Genomic DNA, 16,435 nt, shown 5'->3' with positions numbered 1-16,435 from the left:
AAAGCGGGCCGCTCACTTCTCGAAGCAGCCCTTTTCGTTGAGCGGGCCGAACGTCGGCAGGACCAGCCCGCACAGGTAGCCGTCGATCCAGCGGCCGTTGCCCGCGACGTTGGTGAGCACCCGGATCGCCGGCGCGAACGCGGCGATTCCCTTCGCCAGCGAATCCTGATTGCGCTGGAGCATCGACGTCAGCCGGTCGAGTTGTTCGAGCACCGGCCCCAGTTGCCCGTCGTTGTCGGCGATGATGCCGTCGAGCGCGGTCGCGAGCCGTTTCGAGCCGTCGAGCAGGTCCTTGATCGCCTGCTGCCGGGTGGAGATCGCGCGCAGCAGCGCGTTGCCGTCCTGGATCAGCCGCTGGGCCTCGGTGTCGCGGTCGACGAGGGTCTGCGAGACCTGCCGCGTGTTCGCGACGAGCGCCCGGAGCTGCCGATCCCGGGAAGCGATGGTGCCGGAGAGCTTCGTGATCCCGTCGAGCGCGGAGCGGACGTCGGCGGGCGTATCGGCGAAAGTCGCCGAAATCGCATCGAAGCTTTTCGCCAGTTGGCCGACGTCGATGGCGTCGACGGTTTTCGACAAATCCCGAAACGCTTCAAGGACGTCATACGGCGCGGTGGTCCGCCGCAGCGGGATCGGGTCTCCGGGGTCGAGGACCGTTTCACCGCGCGGGTCGAGCGCCAAGTACTTCTGCCCCAGGACGTTCTTGATCTGGATGGACGCGCTCGTGGCGTCGCCGACCCAGGCGTCCTTCACCCGGAAGGAGACGAGCACGCGATCGCCTTCGAGGTCGATTTCGGAAACCTTGCCGACCTTCACCCCGGCGATCCGGACGTCGTTCTCGGCGCGCAATCCGCCGGCGTCGGAGAATTCGGCGGAATAGGTGGTGCCGCCGCCGATCACCGGCAAGGCGTCGGCGTTCAGGGCCGCCGCCATGCCGAGGGCCATCGTGGTGAGCCCGGCGAGCGCCACCTTGACCGGATCCACCGCGCCGAAGGACCTCATCGTCTCACCTCGCAGGTCACGAGCGGCAAAGCTTAGGGGCCGCCCTTGCCCATCGCCAGGCGAAACGTTGCACCGATCGGGTGGCAACGTATGTCCACTGTGGACCTCAGGGGACGTCGAGCCGGACTTCGTAATGGAGCGTCTTGTACTTCTTCAGCCGGTGGAAGAGCGGGACGAGGAAGCCGTGCAAGAGCCGATGTTTCCTCGCCAGAAGGGTGGCCGCGTGCCGCGCCTCGGCGCCGTCGAGCAGGCGGACCCGCGCGTTCACGGGCTCCCCTGTCGGGACGCCGCGGAACGTCGACGGGGCGATCTCGACCCGAGGATCGTTGCGCATCCGCTTGGCCTTCCACGCCGCGTCATACGTCCGGATGTACGCGTGATCGCCTTCGACGGCGATGTTGATCGGCGTCCCGATGGGTGTCCCGTCCCGTTTGAAGGTCTTCAGCAAGATCGTCTTCTGGGCGGTGAATTCGGTGAGCTGCTTAGTCATGCCACTGGGACGAAGCCGCCGCGCGAAACGTGACAGGCTACCGCCAGAGCTCGTTCGCGGTCCCCCGCGCGACGTGCTCCTCGTAGATCTCGACCTTCCGGCTGATCAGTTCCAGGCAGTCGGCCAGCTCGGCGATCCGGTCGCGGACGGTGTTCTGGTGTTCCCGCAGCAGTTCGAGCCGCTTTTCCTCGTTTCCCGGCCCTTGGCGGACGAGTTCGGCGAATTCGCGGATGACGGCGAGCGGCATTCCCGACGCCCGGAACTTCGTGCAGTTCAGCAGCCAGTCGACGTCGTGTTCGGTGTACACGCGGCGCCCGTTCGCGTCCCGTTTCACCGGTGCCGCGAGCAGCCCTTCCTTCTCGTAGAAGCGAAGCGCGTGGACGCTGAGGCCCGTCCGCGCGGTGACCTGGCCGATCGCGAGTTCCGTCACCGGACCGACGATAGCGTCTTGACCTAGAGAGCCCTCTAGCTCTTAGCGTCCGCCTCATGACCACCGCACAACACAAGATCGGCTCCGGCTTCGGCGCGCGCAGCACGGCCGAAGAAGTACTGAACGGCATCGACCTCTCCGGCAGGCTCGCCCTCGTCACCGGCGGCTACTCGGGACTGGGCCTGGAAACCACGCGGGCACTGGCGAACGCCGGCGCGCACGTGGTCGTCCCCGCGCGCCGTCCGGCCGACGCCGAGGCCGCCCTCGCCGGGATCCCCCGCACCGAGGTCGGCGAGCTCGACCTGGCCGACCTGGCGAGCGTCGAGGCCTTCGCCGACCGATTCCTCGGCTCCGGCCGCCCGATCGACATCCTGATCGCGAGCGCCGGGATCATGGCCGCGCCGGAACGGCGGGTCGGCCCCGGCTGGGAGTCGCATTTCGCGATCTGCCACCTCGGTCACCACGCCCTGGTGAACCGGCTTTGGCCAGCGCTGAAGGCCGGCGGCGGCGCCCGCGTCGTCACGGTGGCTTCCTCCGGCCATCACTCCTCACCGATGCGCTGGGACGACGTCCAGTTCGAGCGCGGCTACGACCGCTGGCTCGCCTACGGCCAGGCCAAGACGGCGAACGTGCTGTTCGCGGTGCACCTGGACAAGCTCGGCGCCGGACACGGGATCCGCGCGTTCAGCCTGCATCCGGGCGCCATCCTCACTCCCCTGCAGCGGCATCTGCGGCCGGAGGAGATGGTCGAGCGCGGCTGGATCGACGAGCACGGGAACCAGGCCGACCCGGACTTCAAATCGCCGGAGCAGGGGGCGGCCACCCAGGTCTGGGCGGCGACGTCGCCGCGGCTCGACGGGATGGGCGGGCTCTACTGCGAGGACTGCGACATCGCCGAGGTCGCCGCCGAAGAGGGCGAGTGGGTCGGCGTGCGTCCGTACGCGATCGACGCCGGTGAGGCCGAGCGGCTGTGGAAGTACTCCGCCGGCCTCACCGGGGTGTCGATCGGCTAAGGCGAACATGTCGGCCGCTGTCTCCGCCGACGAGTGTCCCCAATGCCACATTGGAGACACTGAGCGTCTCCAATGCCACATTGGGCGCACGCTCACCCACTGGCGCGGGGCGAGCCTAAAAGATTCAGGGCCTGGAACGTCCGGGTCCGTGAAGGCCTCCTTGAGGGACTCTGGGTCCCTCAAGGAGGCCTTCACGGACTTGAGAAATACGGCTAGTTCCAGAACTTGATCTCCGGGTTGTCCGCCACCGGCCCATCGAGCAATGGCTGGTGCCCGCCGCGCAGGTTCGCGTCGAAGAACGCCGAGACATACGCCCGGGTCAGCTGCATCCCGCGCTCGCCACCGAGCAGGCCGGGCTTGGTCAGGCCGAGCTGTTCACCGAGGACGCCGACGTCGGTGAAGGACGCGTGCCCGGCCGTCGCGACGCTGATCCAGCGCTTCCAGCCGGTGAGGTTCGGCCAGCTGACCGCCCAGGTCGTGTCCGGGCCGGCCGGGGTGTACTCGCTTTCGCGGCCGAGCAGCAGGAACGGCCGGTCGATACCGGACGCGGGGATCGGCGACCACAGTCTGCCGTCCATATCGGCGCCCGCCCGGATCCGCTGGTCGTCGACCATCGCGGTCGGCGCGCTGTAGCCGCCGATGGAATGGCCCGCCATCCCGATCCTCGTCCGGTCGATCAGCCGGGCCCAGCGCGAGGAAGGCTTGGTCAGGGTGTCGAGGACGAAGGAGACGTCCGCGGAGCGGATCGGCGGGAGCAACGTGGAGTCGGATCCGCAGGCGGCGCATTCGGTGACGTGCCCGTCGGGGAACGCGGTGCCGTGGGACTCGTAGTTGTGGCCGATCAGGGCGACCACGAAACCCCTGCTCGCCAGCTCTTCCGCCAGGCCGGTGAGCGTGGTGCGCGGTTTGCCGAATCCCGGCGACAGGACGACGAGCGCGTGCCTCCCCGGCAGCGGCGGGGCGTCGACCCTGGCGCTGGTCCGGAGCCCGGAGAGCAGCGCGGGGTCGACGTCGGGGACGCCCGATTCGGTCAGGAACGCCTTGGCCTCGGCCGAGGTGAGGTAGGGCCGCTTCGGGCCGAACGGCACCAGCGCGGGGTAGAACATCGACACCATCAGCTCGCGCGGCCCGGTCGGCACCCAGGGGTCCGTGCGCGAAGAGTCGATCAGGTGCAGATCGCTGGAGCCCACGGGATGCGAGCCGGTCGGCGGCGGCAACTTCAGTCGTGGAGCCGCCGCGGCCGGACTCGCCAGGGACACCATGCCGGCGAGGGCGACCAGCGCGACGAGAAGCCTTCTCATGAGGATTCCGTTTCTGTCGGGGATCTTCCTGCGTCCAGCCTGGGACCCGCCGTCGTATTCGCGCGTCTGCCGCAGGTCGTATCCCGATGTCTGCCGCGAGAGGGATCCGCGAGGCCCCGATCCGGGATTACGCTCGGCCGGTGCTCTCCTTCCTCAGGAACCACCCGAAAGCCGTGGACATCGGGCTGACCGTGCTCATCGGACTGTCCACTGTGGTCTCGGCCGACGATCCGGAGGGCTTCGACTGGTGGCTTACCTCCTTGGTGTCCTTGGCTTCCCTGCTCGTCCGGCACCGCAATCCCACGATCACCTTCGCGACCGGCGCGGTCGTCTCACTCCTGCATCTGGCCATGGGCAACGATCTTCGCCCGGTCGATGTCGTGGCGTTGATCGGTCTCTTCTCCGTCGCGGCGTGGGGGTCGCGGCGGCTTTCGTTCGCCCTGCTCGCGGGGAGCCTGCTGGTCACCGGAGCCTGGATGATCCACGCCGCCGACGCGAACACGCGGGAACCGGCTCCGCCACCGCCGCGGATCATCATCATCGATCGGCTGGCACCTCCCGGACCCGAAGACGACCAGGTGCAGGACTGGGGCGGTTTCGCCGGCATCGGGTTGTCGCTCGCCGTGGCGTGGCTCGCCGGGCTGAACACACGGCAGCGCCGGATCCGCCTTTCGGTGCTGGAACAGCGGGCCGCCGACCTCGAACGCGAGCGGGACACCCAGGCCGCGCTGGCCGTGGCCGCCGAACGCGGCCGCATCAGCCGCGAGCTGCACGACGTCGTCGCGCACGCGCTTTCCGTGGTGGTGCTGCAGGCGCAGGGCGCCCAAGCCGAACTGGAGCGACGGCCGGAGCGAACGCGGGAAGCGCTGGACGCCATCGTCGGCACCGGACGGACCGCGCTGGGCGAGATCCGGCGCCTGCTCGGCGCGCTCGGCCAGGACGAGCCGGAGTGGGAACCCCAGCCGGGCGCGGAACGCCTGCCGCGGCTGGTCGCCGACATCCGTTCCGCGGGCACGCCGGTCGAGTTCCTGGTGGAAGGGGAACCCCGTCCGCTTCCGTCCACAGTGGACTTGGCGGCGTACCGGATCGTGCAGGAAGCGCTGACGAACGTCCTGAAACACGCCGGTCCGGCGGCGTCGGTGACTATCGTGATGCGGTATGGGCCCGAGACGCTGGAGATCGAAGTGACCGACGACGGCATCGCGACGGAAGAGCCGTCCGGCTCCGGGCACGGCCTCGAGGGCATGCGGGAACGGGTGAACGTCCTGGGCGGCACCTTCGACGCGGGGCCGCGCCCGGAGCGCGGCTTCGCCGTCCGCGCGACCCTGCCCTCATGACGATCCGGGTGGTCATCGCCGACGACCAGTCGCTCGTGCGCACCGGCCTGCGGATGATCCTGGACAACGCGGACGACATCGACGTCGTCGGCGAGGCGGGCGACGGGGCGGAGGCCGTCGCGCTGGTGGCGGACCTCGATCCGGACGTGGTGCTGATGGACATCCGGATGCCCGAAATGGACGGCGTGGAGGCCACCGCCGCGATCGCCGCCGCCCACCGCGCCCGCGTCCTGGTGCTGACCACGTTCGACCTCGACGAATACGTCTACGCCGCGCTCCGGGCCGGGGCCAGCGGCTTCCTGCTCAAGGACGCGCTGGCGCCGGATCTGCTCGCCGGCGTCCGCGTGGTCGCCTCCGGCGAGGCCACCCTCGCGCCCACCGTCACCCGGCGGCTGCTCGACCGCGTCGTCACCGGCCTGCCCGCGGCGCCGCCGGACGACCGGCTCGCCCTGCTCACCGGACGCGAGAACGAGGTGCTGCGGCAGCTGGCCAGGGGCCTGTCCAACGCCGAGATCGCCGAACTGCTGTTCCTCTCACCGGGCACGGTGAAGACACACGTCGGCCGCATCCTCACGAAGCTCGGCCTCCGCGACCGCGTCCAGGCGGTCGTGTTCGCCTACGAATCCGGGCTGATCAGCCGCTGACCGCGGCGGGCGTACGCCAGTGCTTGCCGCGGCGGGGCCGCCGGTGCTGGCCACGCCTGCCGAGATCGCCGAGAGCGTCCAGAGGCCGTGCGGCGAATTCCTCGGCCGTGATGCCCATCCGCACCAGGTACTTGATCTCGCCGCGCACCACCTCGGTGTCGGCCAGCCTGCCTTCCTCGCGGAAGCCGAGGCAGCCGTGCAGCGAGAGCGACGCGACGTTGCCGCCGTACACGCTGACCTCGCATTTGCGGAAGCCGCGCTGCCCGAACATATGCGCCAGCAGGACGGTGATGGCGTCCGTGGCGTAGCCGCAGCGCTGGTGACGCGGGGCGATCCCGATGCCGTAGCCGAACTTGCCGGTCGCCGGGTCGGCGCCGATGGTGCAGACCGAGCCGACCAGCATCCGGCCGCGCACGGTCTCGATGCCGAAGTGGATGTCGTCGCCGGCGGACCCCGAACGATGCGAAGCCCAGTGCCGGTGCCCGCCGCCGATCAGCGGCGTCGCCTCGCGGGCCATGTCACGGTCGAAGCCCATCAGGACCCGGCGGTCCCGGAGGCCGACCTCGCGCAACCGCACCTTCCGCCCGACCTGCTCGGGCTCCAGGGCGGAGCGGCTCACCGCGTCCGGCCGCACGGGTGCTCACGAACGATCACAAGCATGCATCGACGATATCGGTAGCCGAAACGCCCGAAGGCCCCCACCCGGTACGGATGGAGGCCTTCGGCGTGAAGAAAGTCAGATGGCGACGACGCGCTGGGCCTGCGGGCCCTTCTGACCTTGGCCGATCTCGAACTCGACGCGCTGCCCCTCGTCCAGGGACTTGAAGCCGCTGCCCTGGATCTCCGAGTAGTGCACGAAAACGTCCGGTCCGCCGTCGTCCTGAGCGATGAAGCCGAAGCCCTTTTCGCCGTTGAACCACTTAACGCTGCCCTGAGCCATACTTTTTTACCTGCTCTTCATAGCGAGTCTGAGCCCATTCGATGCCCCGATCTCGCCGTCCATTGTCGCAGGTCTTGCCCGTTCGCACACGCTGCCGTCCCGAACCGGGTCATTTCCCCAGGTCAGCATCGACCTTCTCGTCCGCTTGACCTTGACCCTGCGTCAGGGTCGGAGCCTTGCCCCATGACGAACACACCCCCTGTCGGAGGACTCCAGGAGATAGACGACCACCGCCTTTTCGTGCACCGATCGGGTGAAGGTGGGCCCGCCGTCGTGTTCTTGCCGGGCGCCGGTGCGGTCGGCCTCGACTACTTCGGCGTCCAGCAGGAGGTCGCGCGGTTCACCACCGCCGTGGTGTACGACCGCGGCGGGACGGGCCACAGCGACGCCCTCCCCCTGCCCCGCACCGCCACCGCGGTCGCCTCGGAACTGCGCGAGCTGCTGGTCGCCCTGGAGATCCCCGCCCCGTACGTGCTGGCGGCGCACTCGCTCGGCGGCCTCTACGCGCACCGGTTCGCGCAGCTCTACCCGCGCGACGTGGCCGGGCTGGTCTTCCTGGACGCCCTCCATCCGGACTGGGACGACTTCATGCCGCCCGAGGCGAGCCTGTCCGCGGCCGGGCGGCCGTCACCCGGTCCGGATCGCGCGGCCCTTCGCGCGATGTACGCCGAGCTGCGCGAGGACTATCCGGAAGACGTCCGCGAGGCGCTCGTCGACGCCAAGGTGAGCGACGAGTGGCTGCGCATCGGCGCCGCGGAGCGCACCGGCCTGGTCGCGCTCGCCGGCGAACTGCGAGCCGGGCCGGAGCTGCCCGACGTCCCGGCGATCGCGCTCACCGTCGTCGCGTCTCCACCGCAGGAGGTCGACGAGGCCAAGCTGAAGATGGACGCGGCCCGGGTCGGCGGGTTCTCCCGAGGGGAGCAACGCGTCCTCGACGACACACTGCATCATCGACTCTGCTTCGATCGCCCTGACGCGGTGGTCCAGGCGATCCGCGACGTCGTCGAAGGCCTTTAGGCTCGGGAAGAGGAGGACGGGTGCTCACGATCGGCCAGCTCGCGGCGACCGCGGGCGTGACCGTGCGCACCGTCCGCCACTACCACCACATCGGCCTCCTGCCCGAGCCCGAGCGGGACGCCTCCGGTTACCGCCGCTACAACGCGCAAGCGGCGGTGGACCTCATCCGGATCAGGACCCTCGCCGACGCCGGGGTCCCGCTGGCCCGCGTCGACGCGCTGCTGCACGCGGAACCCGCCGAGTTCGCCGCCGCCGTTTCCGACATCGACGCCGAACTCCGGCGCAAGATCGACCGGCTCGCCGAAAACCGCCTCCGGATCGCCGAACTGACCGGCGGCGAGCGGCTCGTCCTGCCGCCCGACGTGGTCGCCCTCCTGGAGCGGATGCGCGGTCTCGGCGTCAGCGAGCGGCGGGTGCTGCTCGAACGCGACGCGTGGATCCTGATGCGGGCGCTGGATCCCCGCGCCGTACCGGAACGGGTGCGGGAGAAGAACGCCGCCTTCGACGATCCCGAGACGCTCCGCGTGTATCTCGCGTGCGATCAGGCGGTCGGATGGGACCCGCGTGATCCGCGCCTGGACGCGCTCATCGACGACCTGGACGCCTGGGCGGTCGAACACGAACGGCGGGGCGGCCGTCCGGGGTACGGCGAGCTGGTGGTCTCCCGTGTCTCCGAGGCTTCCCCGGCGTGGCAACGCGTTGTCGGCGAGCTCGCCCGGCGCCGCGCCGAGCGCGGATAGTCCGGAGTCCCAGGCCCGGCCTCGGTCACCCGTGTCCGTCGGGCTCCGAGCCGATCCGGTAGGACACCGGCCTGCCTTCCTCGTCGCGCATCTCGACCGGTTTGCCGTCGGCGTCCACGATCTTGCCGTCGACGATCTTGTCGCCGTTTTCGAGCCGGGAGAAGGCTTTCAGGTCCGAGTAGTCGATCACCCTGGTCGCCGTCGCGAACACCGACGGATCGCCGCCCGCCTTGGCGGGCTTGAGGTGGTTGAACAACAGGTTCAGCACGACGGCCGTGAGCGCGGCGGAGCTGATCCCCGAATGGAAGATCGTGCCGACCCACGCCGGGAAGTGGTGGTAGAACTCCGGCGCCGCGATCGGGATCATGCCCATCCCGACCGACGCCGCGACGATCACTAGGTTCATGTTCCCGTTGTAGTCCACTTTGGACAGTGTCTTGATACCGGATGCCGCGACGGTGCCGAACAGCACGAGACCGGCACCACCCAGTACCGGATACGGGATCGCGGCCACCACGCGGCCGAGTACCGGGAGCATGCCGAGGATCAGCAGGATCACGCCGCCGGCGGTGACCACGAACCGGCTCCGGATCCCGGTGATCGCGACGAGGCCGACGTTCTGGGCGAACGCGCTCTGCATGAAACCGTTGAACACCGGCGCGATCGCCGAGGACGCCATGTCGGCGCGCAGTCCGTCGCCGATCCGGCGTTTGCCGACGCGCGTGTCGACGATCTCGCCGACCGCGAGGATGTCGGCCGTGGTCTCCGTGAGAGTCACCAGTACGACGATGAACATCGACACGATCGCGGCGACGTCGAAGGTCGGCATGCCGAAGGCGAACGGCGTCGGTACCGCGAAGATCGGGCCGTCCCAGACCTTGGAGAAATCGGCCTTGCCCAGCACGGCGGCCAGTACGGTGCCCACCACGATCGACAGCAGGATCGAGAGCCGGGAGATCGCCGGGACGGCGACCTTGCTGAGCAGCAGCACGATCGCCAGCGTCATCGCGGCCAGCCCGACGTTGGAGACCGAACCGAATTCCGGCGATTTGGTGTTGTTGCCCATCGCCCATTGGGCCGCGACCGGCATCAGGCTGAGCCCGATCACCGTGATGACCGTCCCGGTGACGACCGGCGGGAAGTACTTCACCAGCCGCGAGAACACCGGCGTGATGAGCAGGCCGAGCGCCGCGGACGCGATCACCGAGCCGAAGACGGCGGGCAGCCCGCCGTCCGCGACGATCGCGGTCATCGTCGCCACGCCCGCGAAGGAAGTGCCCTGCACCAGCGGCAGCCGAGAGCCGAAGAACGGGATGCCGAACGACTGCAGGATCGTCGCCAGCCCGCCGATGAACAGGCACGACGCGACGAGCAGCCCGATCTCCGCCGTCGAAACGCCCGCGGCACCGCCGATGATCAGGGGCGGCGCGATGATCCCGCCGTACATCGTCAGGACGTGCTGGATGCCGTAAGTGAAACTCTTGCCGATCCCGAGCCGTTCGTCCTCGGGCCTGCCGCTCGCGGCCGTTTCGGCCTGCGTCCTCTTCACCATGGATCCGCCTCTCGGTAGAAGCGAGCGATGCCGGGCAATTTCAATCTGCGGAGGTTAACTTCCGCATGGCAGAACTCGCAAGACCCTGCCCGTACGGGTCGTCCTTCCGGCGAGCGGACAAAGATCCTTTCCCGCACAGGAAGCCGGGGCGCGGCGATGGTAGAAACGCCTGGCCCAGTCGGCGAGCTCCCGAAGGCAGGAAGACGGCACACCATGGCGAATCCGCTGGTCGCTGAACGTGAGGACTCCACCAAGGGGCATTCCGGCGTGCCACTGCTGGAATCGGCGAACGACCTCAAAGAAGGCATCGAGAAGGGCGACTGGGCCGCCGTCGCGATGGGTGCCGTCGGGACGGCTCTCGACGCGCTGTCGATGGCCATGGATCCGTTCGGGTCGATCCTTGCCGCGGGCGTCGGCTGGCTGCTCGAACACGTCGGCCCGCTGTCCGACGCGCTCGACGCCCTGACCGGCGACGCCGACCAGATCAAGGCGCAGGCCGAAACCTGGGCCAACATCGCCAAGGAACTCGGCGCCGTCGGCACGGAGTTGACCGACCTGGTCAAGGCCGACCTGCAGACCTGGGCAGGTGACGCGGCGGATCGCTATCGCGAGCGCTCGGCGGACACCGTCAACGTCCTCACGGCCGCGCAGAAGGGCTGCGAAGGAGCCTCCAGCGGGGTCAAGACCGCGGGCGAGGTCGTCGCCGCCGTCCGCACCCTCGTCCGCGACATCATCGCCGAACTCGTCGGCCACCTCATCAGCTGGGCGCTGCAGGTGCTGTTCACCCTCGGCATCGGGCTGACCTGGGTGGTGCCGCAGGTCGTGGCCGCGGTCGCCAAGACCGCCGCGAAGATCGCCGACATCACGACCAAACTCGTCAAGGCACTCAAAGGCCTGATGCCGCTGCTCAAGCGGGCCGACTCGCTCTTCGACGACGCGGCGAAGGCCCTGCGCAAACTGAAGGGCGGGAAGGTCGACGCCCCGCCGCCGCCCAAGACCAAGGGCGGCAACGATCGCGGGCTCGACACCAAGAAGGACAAGGATCCCGACGAGGGCACCACCAGTTCCAGCGCCGACGGCAAACCCGACGGTGGCAACAACAACGGCGGCAACAACAACGGTGGCGGCAGCTCCAACGACAAGGGCACCAGCACCAAGTCCGACAACGACCAGACGAACAGCAGCGGCGCCGGCGGCGGAGGCGACCGGGACCGGGGCGGGAACAACGACACCACCAAGAAGGACGACAACGGGGACCGCTCGACGTCTTCGGATTCCAAGAACTACTGCGGTGACCCCGTCGACGTCGCGACCGGTGAGGTCGTCATGAAGCAGGTCGACGTGACGTTGCCCGGCGACGCGGCGGAGCTGGAGCTCTCGCGCACGCATCTCTCGTCCTACACCGCCGGACGCTGGTTCGGTCCTTCTTGGACGTCCACAATGGACCAACGGCTGGCGTTCACGGGCGACCGGGTCTTGTTCTACGCCGAAGACGGCATGGTGCTCACCTATCCCGTTCCGGCGGCCACGCCCGTGCTGCCGGTGCAGGGCCCGCGGCACCGGCTCCGCCGCGCGGCGGACGGGTACCGGCTGTCGATGGGCGATCGCGAACTGCGTTTCGCCGGTGCGGGCCGGATCCTGCCGCTCGTGGCCATCGAGCAGAACGGCGGGCGCACGGAATTCGCGTACGCGGCCGACGGCTCTCCCATCGGACTCCGCCGCGACGACGGCGTCGAAATCGCGATCGGCACGGCGAACGGGCGCATCGTCGCGCTCGGCGCTCCGGGTCAGCCGCCGCTCGTGCGCTTCGCCTACAACCGGCACGGCCAGCTGAGCACCGTCACGGACTACGCCGGCCGCCCGATGACCCTCGATTACGACTTCGGGCACCGGCTCGTCGGCTGGAAGGACCGCACGGGCACCTGGTACCGCTACGTCTACGACGACGCCGGTCGCTGCGTCCGCGCCGTGGGCGCGAGTGGTTACTACAACGCGACGTTCGCCTACGAGCCCGGCACGACCCGGCACACCGACGCCGTCGGCCACACGTGGACGTACCGCCTCAACGACGCCAAACAGCTGATCGAACGCATCGACCCACTGGGCAATTCCCAGCGCTACAACTGGAACCGGCGCGACGAGCTCCTGTCCACAGTGGACGAACTCGGTCGCGAGACCGGCTACGAATACGACGAACACGGCGAGCTGGTGGCCGTCCACCGTCCCGGCGGGGAAACGGTGTCGCTGGCGCACGCCGAAGGTGAGGTCCGGCTGTCGGCGGGAGACGTCCGGCGGACGGTCCCCGCGTTCGATCCGGCCACCACCCTCACCGGCACCGGGCTGCCGATGGAGATCCCGGACGCGCCCGACCCGCTCACAGACGCCCCCGTGACGGATCGCCCCGGCGACCGCGACCTGTTCGGCCGCCCGCGGCTCGCGTACACGGCGTCCGGTGGCGCGGCGAAGCTCGGCTGGACGGCCGACGGCCGCCGCGCGTGGCGGCTCGGCCCGGACGGTGGCCGCGAGACGTGGGTGCACGACGCGGAAGGCCACGTCGTCGAGCACCGCGACGCGACCGGTGCCGCGCGGCGCCGCAAGTACGGCCCGTTCGGCCTCGTCCTGGAGGAGACCGACGCGGCGGGCGCGCGCACGCTGTTCACCTACGACGGCGAACTGCGGCTCACGTCGGTGACGAATCCGAACGGCCTCACCTGGCGCTACGTCCGCGACGCCGCGGGACGGCTCGTCGAGGAGACCGACTACGACGGCCGCCGGATCGGCTACACCTACGACGCCGCCGGACAGCTGCTTCGCATGACCAGCAGCACGGGCGACGTGACCGAGTACTTCTACGACCTCCAGGGCAACGTCGTGGCGCGGCGCACGCCGGACGACGTCACGCGCTATGAATACGACGCGCTCGGCAGGTTGATCGTCGCCGAGAACATCGAGTCGCGGGTCGAGATGACGCACGACGACGGGGATCAGGTCGTCGTCGACACGATCAACGGGCTCGGGGTGTGCTGGCGCCGCGAGGGCGACGTGCTCCTGCGCCGGACATCGTCCGGTGTGGACAGTGAGTGGCGGTTCACCGAATCGGGACTGCCGCGGTCGCTGAAGATCGCCGGGCACGAGATCGAATTCGGCTACGACGACGCCGAGCGCGAGATCACGCGCAGCATCGACGGGACCGTGGTGCTCCAGCGGCGCTTCGACGCGGAAGACCGGCTCGCCGAAGAGGAGATCGCGGGGGTCGGGAAGCGCGTGTACGGCTACCGCCCGGACGGCAGGCTCGCCGCCGTCGACGACGCGATCCGGCCGTGGCGGCTCGCCTTCGACGCCGCGGGCCGGGTCAGCGAGGCACGCGGACCCGCCGGGGTCGAGCGATTCACCCACGACGCGGCGGGAAACCTCACCCACGACGAGGGCGTCTACGACTCCGACGAGCGGGGCCGCGTCACCGCCGACCGGTCCTGCGCCTACGAGTGGGATCACCTCGACCGGCTGCGTTCGGTGCGCACTCCCGACGGCGCGTTCTGGACGTACCACTACGACCCGCTCGGGCGGCGGTTCGCCAAACGCCGGTGGCTGATCGATCAGGACGGCGAGGCCGAACTCACGCACGACGTCCGCTTCCTGTGGAGCGGGATGAACGTGGTCGAGCGGATGGACTACGACCCCGCCGACGAGTCCTACCGGCTCTTCACCTGGGAACGCTACGACGACGACCGCCCGGTCGCGCAGATCGAGCGCACCGGTGCCGCGGAAGCCGTGACGTTCCGCGCCGTGATCACGTCGCCGGCGGGCACGCCGACCGAGATGCTCGACGAACGCGGCACGCTGGTCTGGCAGGACCGCAGCAGTTTCTGGGGTGTGCCGCTGCCCGGCGCGGACACCGCGTCGATGCCGCTGGCCTTCCCCGGCCAGCACCGCGACGAGGAAACCGGGCTGCACTACAACGTTTTCCGGTACTACGACCCGCGGACCTCGCGCTACCTCAGCCAGGATCCGCTCGGCCTCGCGGCCGCGCCGAACCCCGTCGGCTACGTCGATCAGCCGCTCCTCATCGGCGACCCGCTCGGCCTCGTCCCGCCCTGTGGGCGGAGCGGTCCTGGCAACCAGCCGCGGCCCCAGCCCGTCGGCCCCAGCGGGCAACCCCAGCCGTTGCGGAGGAGCCCGCGGAAACCTCCCGTCAACGTCGACAAGATGTCGAAGGAGGAATTCGAGAAGTTCAAGCCGAAGCTCGACGAGATCCTGAAGGCGGACAAGCACTTCTTCTGGTCCGGCGGTACCAAGAAGCGCAAACGCGGCGAAGAGGACGAGTACCTCGGCTCGATCGAGGAGAAGGCCACCAAGATCGCGAAGCAGAACGGCGGCAACACCCTCGAGGGCACCCTCAAGGACAACAACATCAAGATGCCCGGGTGGATCAACGATCCGAAGGACCCGAGGAGGCCGCTCGTCCAGGAGAAGTGGGACTACGTCTCCGAAACCTTCGCCAAGAACTCCAACAAGGACACACACGTGGTCTTCCCCTACTGGCCGGGCAAGGGGCACGACATCTACCCGCATCGCCGCGAGGACAACGTGTTCGACGTGACCGAGTACCCGCGGCTCGAAAAGATGGGGATCGACGAAATCACCAAGCACAACGCGGAAACCGGGCACACGCGCCCGTACCGGCACACCAAGTGACGTTGCCCCTGGCCGGACGATTTGGTATACCAAAGGGAGTTTGTCGAGAAAGGTGCTCCCTTGTTGATCCGTGACGTCCGCCCCTGGGGTGGACAGCGCAGCGACGTCGAAGTGGCCGATGGCCGGATCACCGCGGTGCGGCCGCACGATCCCGCGGCCGCGACGGCGCCGGACACCGTCGACGGACGCGGGCGGCTGCTGTTCCCCTCGTTCAGCGACGTGCACGTTCACCTGGACTCGACGCGGATCGGCCTGCCGTTCCGGCCGCACACCGGCGCGCCCGGCGTATGGGCGATGATGCTCAACGACCGCGAGAACTGGCGGAACGCCGAGGTCCCGCTGCCCGAACGCGTCGCCGGAACACTGGAGCGGATGATCGCCAACGGCACCACCCGCGTACGCACCTACGCGCAGGTGGACGTCGATTGCCGCCTCGAGAAGCTCGACGCCGTCCTCGCCGCGAAGGAGCGCTTCGCCAAGCACGCCGACGTCGAGATCATGGCGTTCCCGCAGGCCGGGATCCTGCGCGAACCCGGCACCGTGGACGTGCTGGAGGCATCGCTGCGCTCGGGCGCCACGGTCGTCGGCGGGATCGACCCGTGCTCGCTGGACAAGGACCCCAAGGGGCATCTCGACGTCGTGTTCGGGCTCGCCGAGAAGTACGGCGTCGAGGTCGACATCCACCTGCACGAACCCGGCCATCTGGGCGTGTTCTCCACCGATCTGGTGATCGAACGGGTCCGCGCGCTGGACATGCGCGGCAAGGTCACCATGTCGCACGCGTACGAACTGGGCTCGATCTCGGAATCGGTGAGCCGCCGGCTGATCGACACGTTCGCGGAACTGGACATCGCGATGGCGACCGTCGCGCCGTCGACCGACGGCCAGCTCTCGCTCGCGGACCTCACGACCGCGGGCGTGCGCGTCGGCCTCGGCGAAGACGGCCAGCGGGACTACTGGAGCCCGTACGGCAACTGCGACCTGCTCGATCGCACCTGGCAACTCGCCTTCACGAACGGCTTCCGCCGCGACGACCTGATCGAGATGGCGCTGGCCGTCGCCACGATGGGCGGCGCGTCGATCATGAGCCACGACGTCCCGCGGCTGGCGGGTATCGCCGACCGGCCCGGGGTGGGCGTCGGCGACCGCGCCGACCTCGTGCTGGTGGACGGCGAGACCCCGACGAGCGCGGTGATGGACCGGGGGAAGGACCGCACGGTGCTGCACGACGGCGTCGTCGTGGCGGACGGGCTTTCGGTGGTGGGTTAAACCGCTGG

The 16,435-nt window shown here is 69.3% G+C and carries 14 protein-coding genes; 7 read left to right on the top strand and 7 right to left on the bottom strand.

Annotated features, from left to right (window positions below; all coding sequences use genetic code 11):
* Positions 1–12 precede the first annotated feature (12 nt).
* The 3 genes from AB8M46_RS13515 to AB8M46_RS13505 all read right to left on the bottom strand — a co-directional run bounded on the left by AB8M46_RS13515 (position 13) and on the right by AB8M46_RS13505 (position 1,919).
* Entirely contained in the window at positions 13–999 is a 987-nt protein-coding gene (locus AB8M46_RS13515; RefSeq protein ID WP_394360411.1) for an MCE family protein, read from the bottom strand.
* 106 nt (positions 1,000–1,105) lie between these two features.
* Positions 1,106–1,489: a PPOX class F420-dependent oxidoreductase gene (locus tag AB8M46_RS13510; protein WP_037333189.1), complete on the bottom strand. Its 384-nt coding sequence runs from the start codon at positions 1,487–1,489 to the stop codon at positions 1,106–1,108.
* Positions 1,490–1,526: 37 nt separating this feature from the next.
* A complete protein-coding gene (locus AB8M46_RS13505; protein WP_037333191.1) occupies positions 1,527–1,919 on the bottom strand; it encodes a MerR family transcriptional regulator in 393 nt (130 codons plus the stop codon).
* Between the two features lie 56 nt (positions 1,920–1,975).
* On the opposite strand from AB8M46_RS13505, the gene AB8M46_RS13500 reads away from it, so the two are divergent.
* Positions 1,976–2,932, top strand: coding sequence for an SDR family NAD(P)-dependent oxidoreductase (locus AB8M46_RS13500; RefSeq protein WP_394360410.1), 957 nt, complete (start codon positions 1,976–1,978; stop codon positions 2,930–2,932).
* 212 nt (positions 2,933–3,144) lie between these two features.
* Here AB8M46_RS13500 and AB8M46_RS13495 read toward each other — a convergent pair whose 3' ends face one another.
* A complete protein-coding gene (locus AB8M46_RS13495) occupies positions 3,145–4,233 on the bottom strand; it encodes an alpha/beta hydrolase family protein (protein WP_394360409.1) in 1,089 nt (362 codons plus the stop codon).
* Between the two features lie 140 nt (positions 4,234–4,373).
* Here AB8M46_RS13495 and AB8M46_RS13490 point away from each other — a divergent pair, with 140 nt between their 5' ends.
* Both AB8M46_RS13490 and AB8M46_RS13485 read left to right on the top strand, forming a co-directional pair.
* Positions 4,374–5,570: a sensor histidine kinase gene (locus AB8M46_RS13490; protein WP_394360408.1), complete on the top strand. Its 1,197-nt coding sequence runs from the start codon at positions 4,374–4,376 to the stop codon at positions 5,568–5,570.
* On the top strand, positions 5,567–6,214 hold the full coding sequence (locus AB8M46_RS13485; protein ID WP_063277218.1) for a response regulator transcription factor: 648 nt from the start codon (positions 5,567–5,569) through the stop codon (positions 6,212–6,214). The genes AB8M46_RS13490 and AB8M46_RS13485 overlap by 4 nt, the downstream gene beginning before the upstream one ends.
* On the opposite strand, the gene AB8M46_RS13480 is transcribed toward AB8M46_RS13485, so the two are convergent.
* Together AB8M46_RS13480 and AB8M46_RS13475 are read right to left on the bottom strand one after the other, a co-directional pair.
* Entirely contained in the window at positions 6,204–6,848 is a 645-nt protein-coding gene (locus AB8M46_RS13480; RefSeq protein WP_037333202.1) for a GNAT family N-acetyltransferase, read from the bottom strand. The two genes, AB8M46_RS13485 and AB8M46_RS13480, sit on opposite strands and share 11 nt — an antisense overlap.
* A gap of 102 nt (positions 6,849–6,950) precedes the next feature.
* The gene (locus AB8M46_RS13475) at positions 6,951–7,154 is read right to left on the bottom strand and encodes a cold-shock protein (protein ID WP_005149851.1); all 204 of its coding nucleotides are present in this window, start codon (positions 7,152–7,154) and stop codon (positions 6,951–6,953) included.
* A gap of 273 nt (positions 7,155–7,427) precedes the next feature.
* Here AB8M46_RS13475 and AB8M46_RS13470 point away from each other — a divergent pair, with 273 nt between their 5' ends.
* Together AB8M46_RS13470 and AB8M46_RS13465 are read left to right on the top strand one after the other, a co-directional pair.
* On the top strand, positions 7,428–8,171 hold the full coding sequence (locus AB8M46_RS13470) for an alpha/beta fold hydrolase (protein ID WP_394360407.1): 744 nt from the start codon (positions 7,428–7,430) through the stop codon (positions 8,169–8,171).
* A gap of 20 nt (positions 8,172–8,191) precedes the next feature.
* Positions 8,192–8,911, top strand: a complete 720-nt coding sequence (locus AB8M46_RS13465; RefSeq protein WP_394360406.1) for a MerR family transcriptional regulator — start codon at positions 8,192–8,194, stop codon at positions 8,909–8,911.
* A 25-nt stretch (positions 8,912–8,936) separates the two neighbouring features.
* On the opposite strand, the gene AB8M46_RS13460 is transcribed toward AB8M46_RS13465, so the two are convergent.
* Complete coding sequence (locus AB8M46_RS13460) at positions 8,937–10,463, bottom strand: nucleobase:cation symporter-2 family protein (RefSeq protein WP_394360405.1); 1,527 nt, start codon at positions 10,461–10,463, stop codon at positions 8,937–8,939.
* A 213-nt stretch (positions 10,464–10,676) separates the two neighbouring features.
* On the opposite strand from AB8M46_RS13460, the gene AB8M46_RS13455 reads away from it, so the two are divergent.
* Entirely contained in the window at positions 10,677–15,158 is a 4,482-nt protein-coding gene (locus AB8M46_RS13455) for a DUF6531 domain-containing protein (protein WP_394360404.1), read from the top strand.
* A gap of 60 nt (positions 15,159–15,218) precedes the next feature.
* Positions 15,219–16,427, top strand: coding sequence for an amidohydrolase family protein (locus AB8M46_RS13450; RefSeq protein ID WP_378424474.1), 1,209 nt, complete (start codon positions 15,219–15,221; stop codon positions 16,425–16,427).
* The last annotated feature ends 8 nt before the right edge of the window (positions 16,428–16,435 follow it).

This window comes from Amycolatopsis sp. SB7-3, assembly GCF_041021335.1.
Lineage (GTDB): Bacteria > Actinomycetota > Actinomycetes > Mycobacteriales > Pseudonocardiaceae > Amycolatopsis > Amycolatopsis japonica.
Note: the sequence above shows the minus strand (reverse complement) of the source record. Positions and strands in the feature narration are given on the sequence as shown.

Excerpts from the sequence above, each read along its gene's own strand:
- AB8M46_RS13510 (WP_037333189.1), bottom strand. The coding sequence starts at position 1,489 with ATGACTAAGCAGCTCACCGAATTCACCGCCCAGAAGACGATCTTGCTG.
- AB8M46_RS13485 (WP_063277218.1), top strand. The coding sequence starts at position 5,567 with ATGACGATCCGGGTGGTCATCGCCGACGACCAGTCGCTCGTGCGCACC.
- AB8M46_RS13460 (WP_394360405.1), bottom strand. The coding sequence starts at position 10,463 with ATGGTGAAGAGGACGCAGGCCGAAACGGCCGCGAGCGGCAGGCCCGAG.
- AB8M46_RS13455 (WP_394360404.1), top strand. The coding sequence starts at position 10,677 with ATGGCGAATCCGCTGGTCGCTGAACGTGAGGACTCCACCAAGGGGCAT.
- AB8M46_RS13500 (WP_394360410.1), top strand. The coding sequence starts at position 1,976 with ATGACCACCGCACAACACAAGATCGGCTCCGGCTTCGGCGCGCGCAGC.
- AB8M46_RS13515 (WP_394360411.1), bottom strand. The coding sequence starts at position 999 with ATGAGGTCCTTCGGCGCGGTGGATCCGGTCAAGGTGGCGCTCGCCGGG.
- AB8M46_RS13495 (WP_394360409.1), bottom strand. The coding sequence starts at position 4,233 with ATGAGAAGGCTTCTCGTCGCGCTGGTCGCCCTCGCCGGCATGGTGTCC.
- AB8M46_RS13475 (WP_005149851.1), bottom strand. The coding sequence starts at position 7,154 with ATGGCTCAGGGCAGCGTTAAGTGGTTCAACGGCGAAAAGGGCTTCGGC.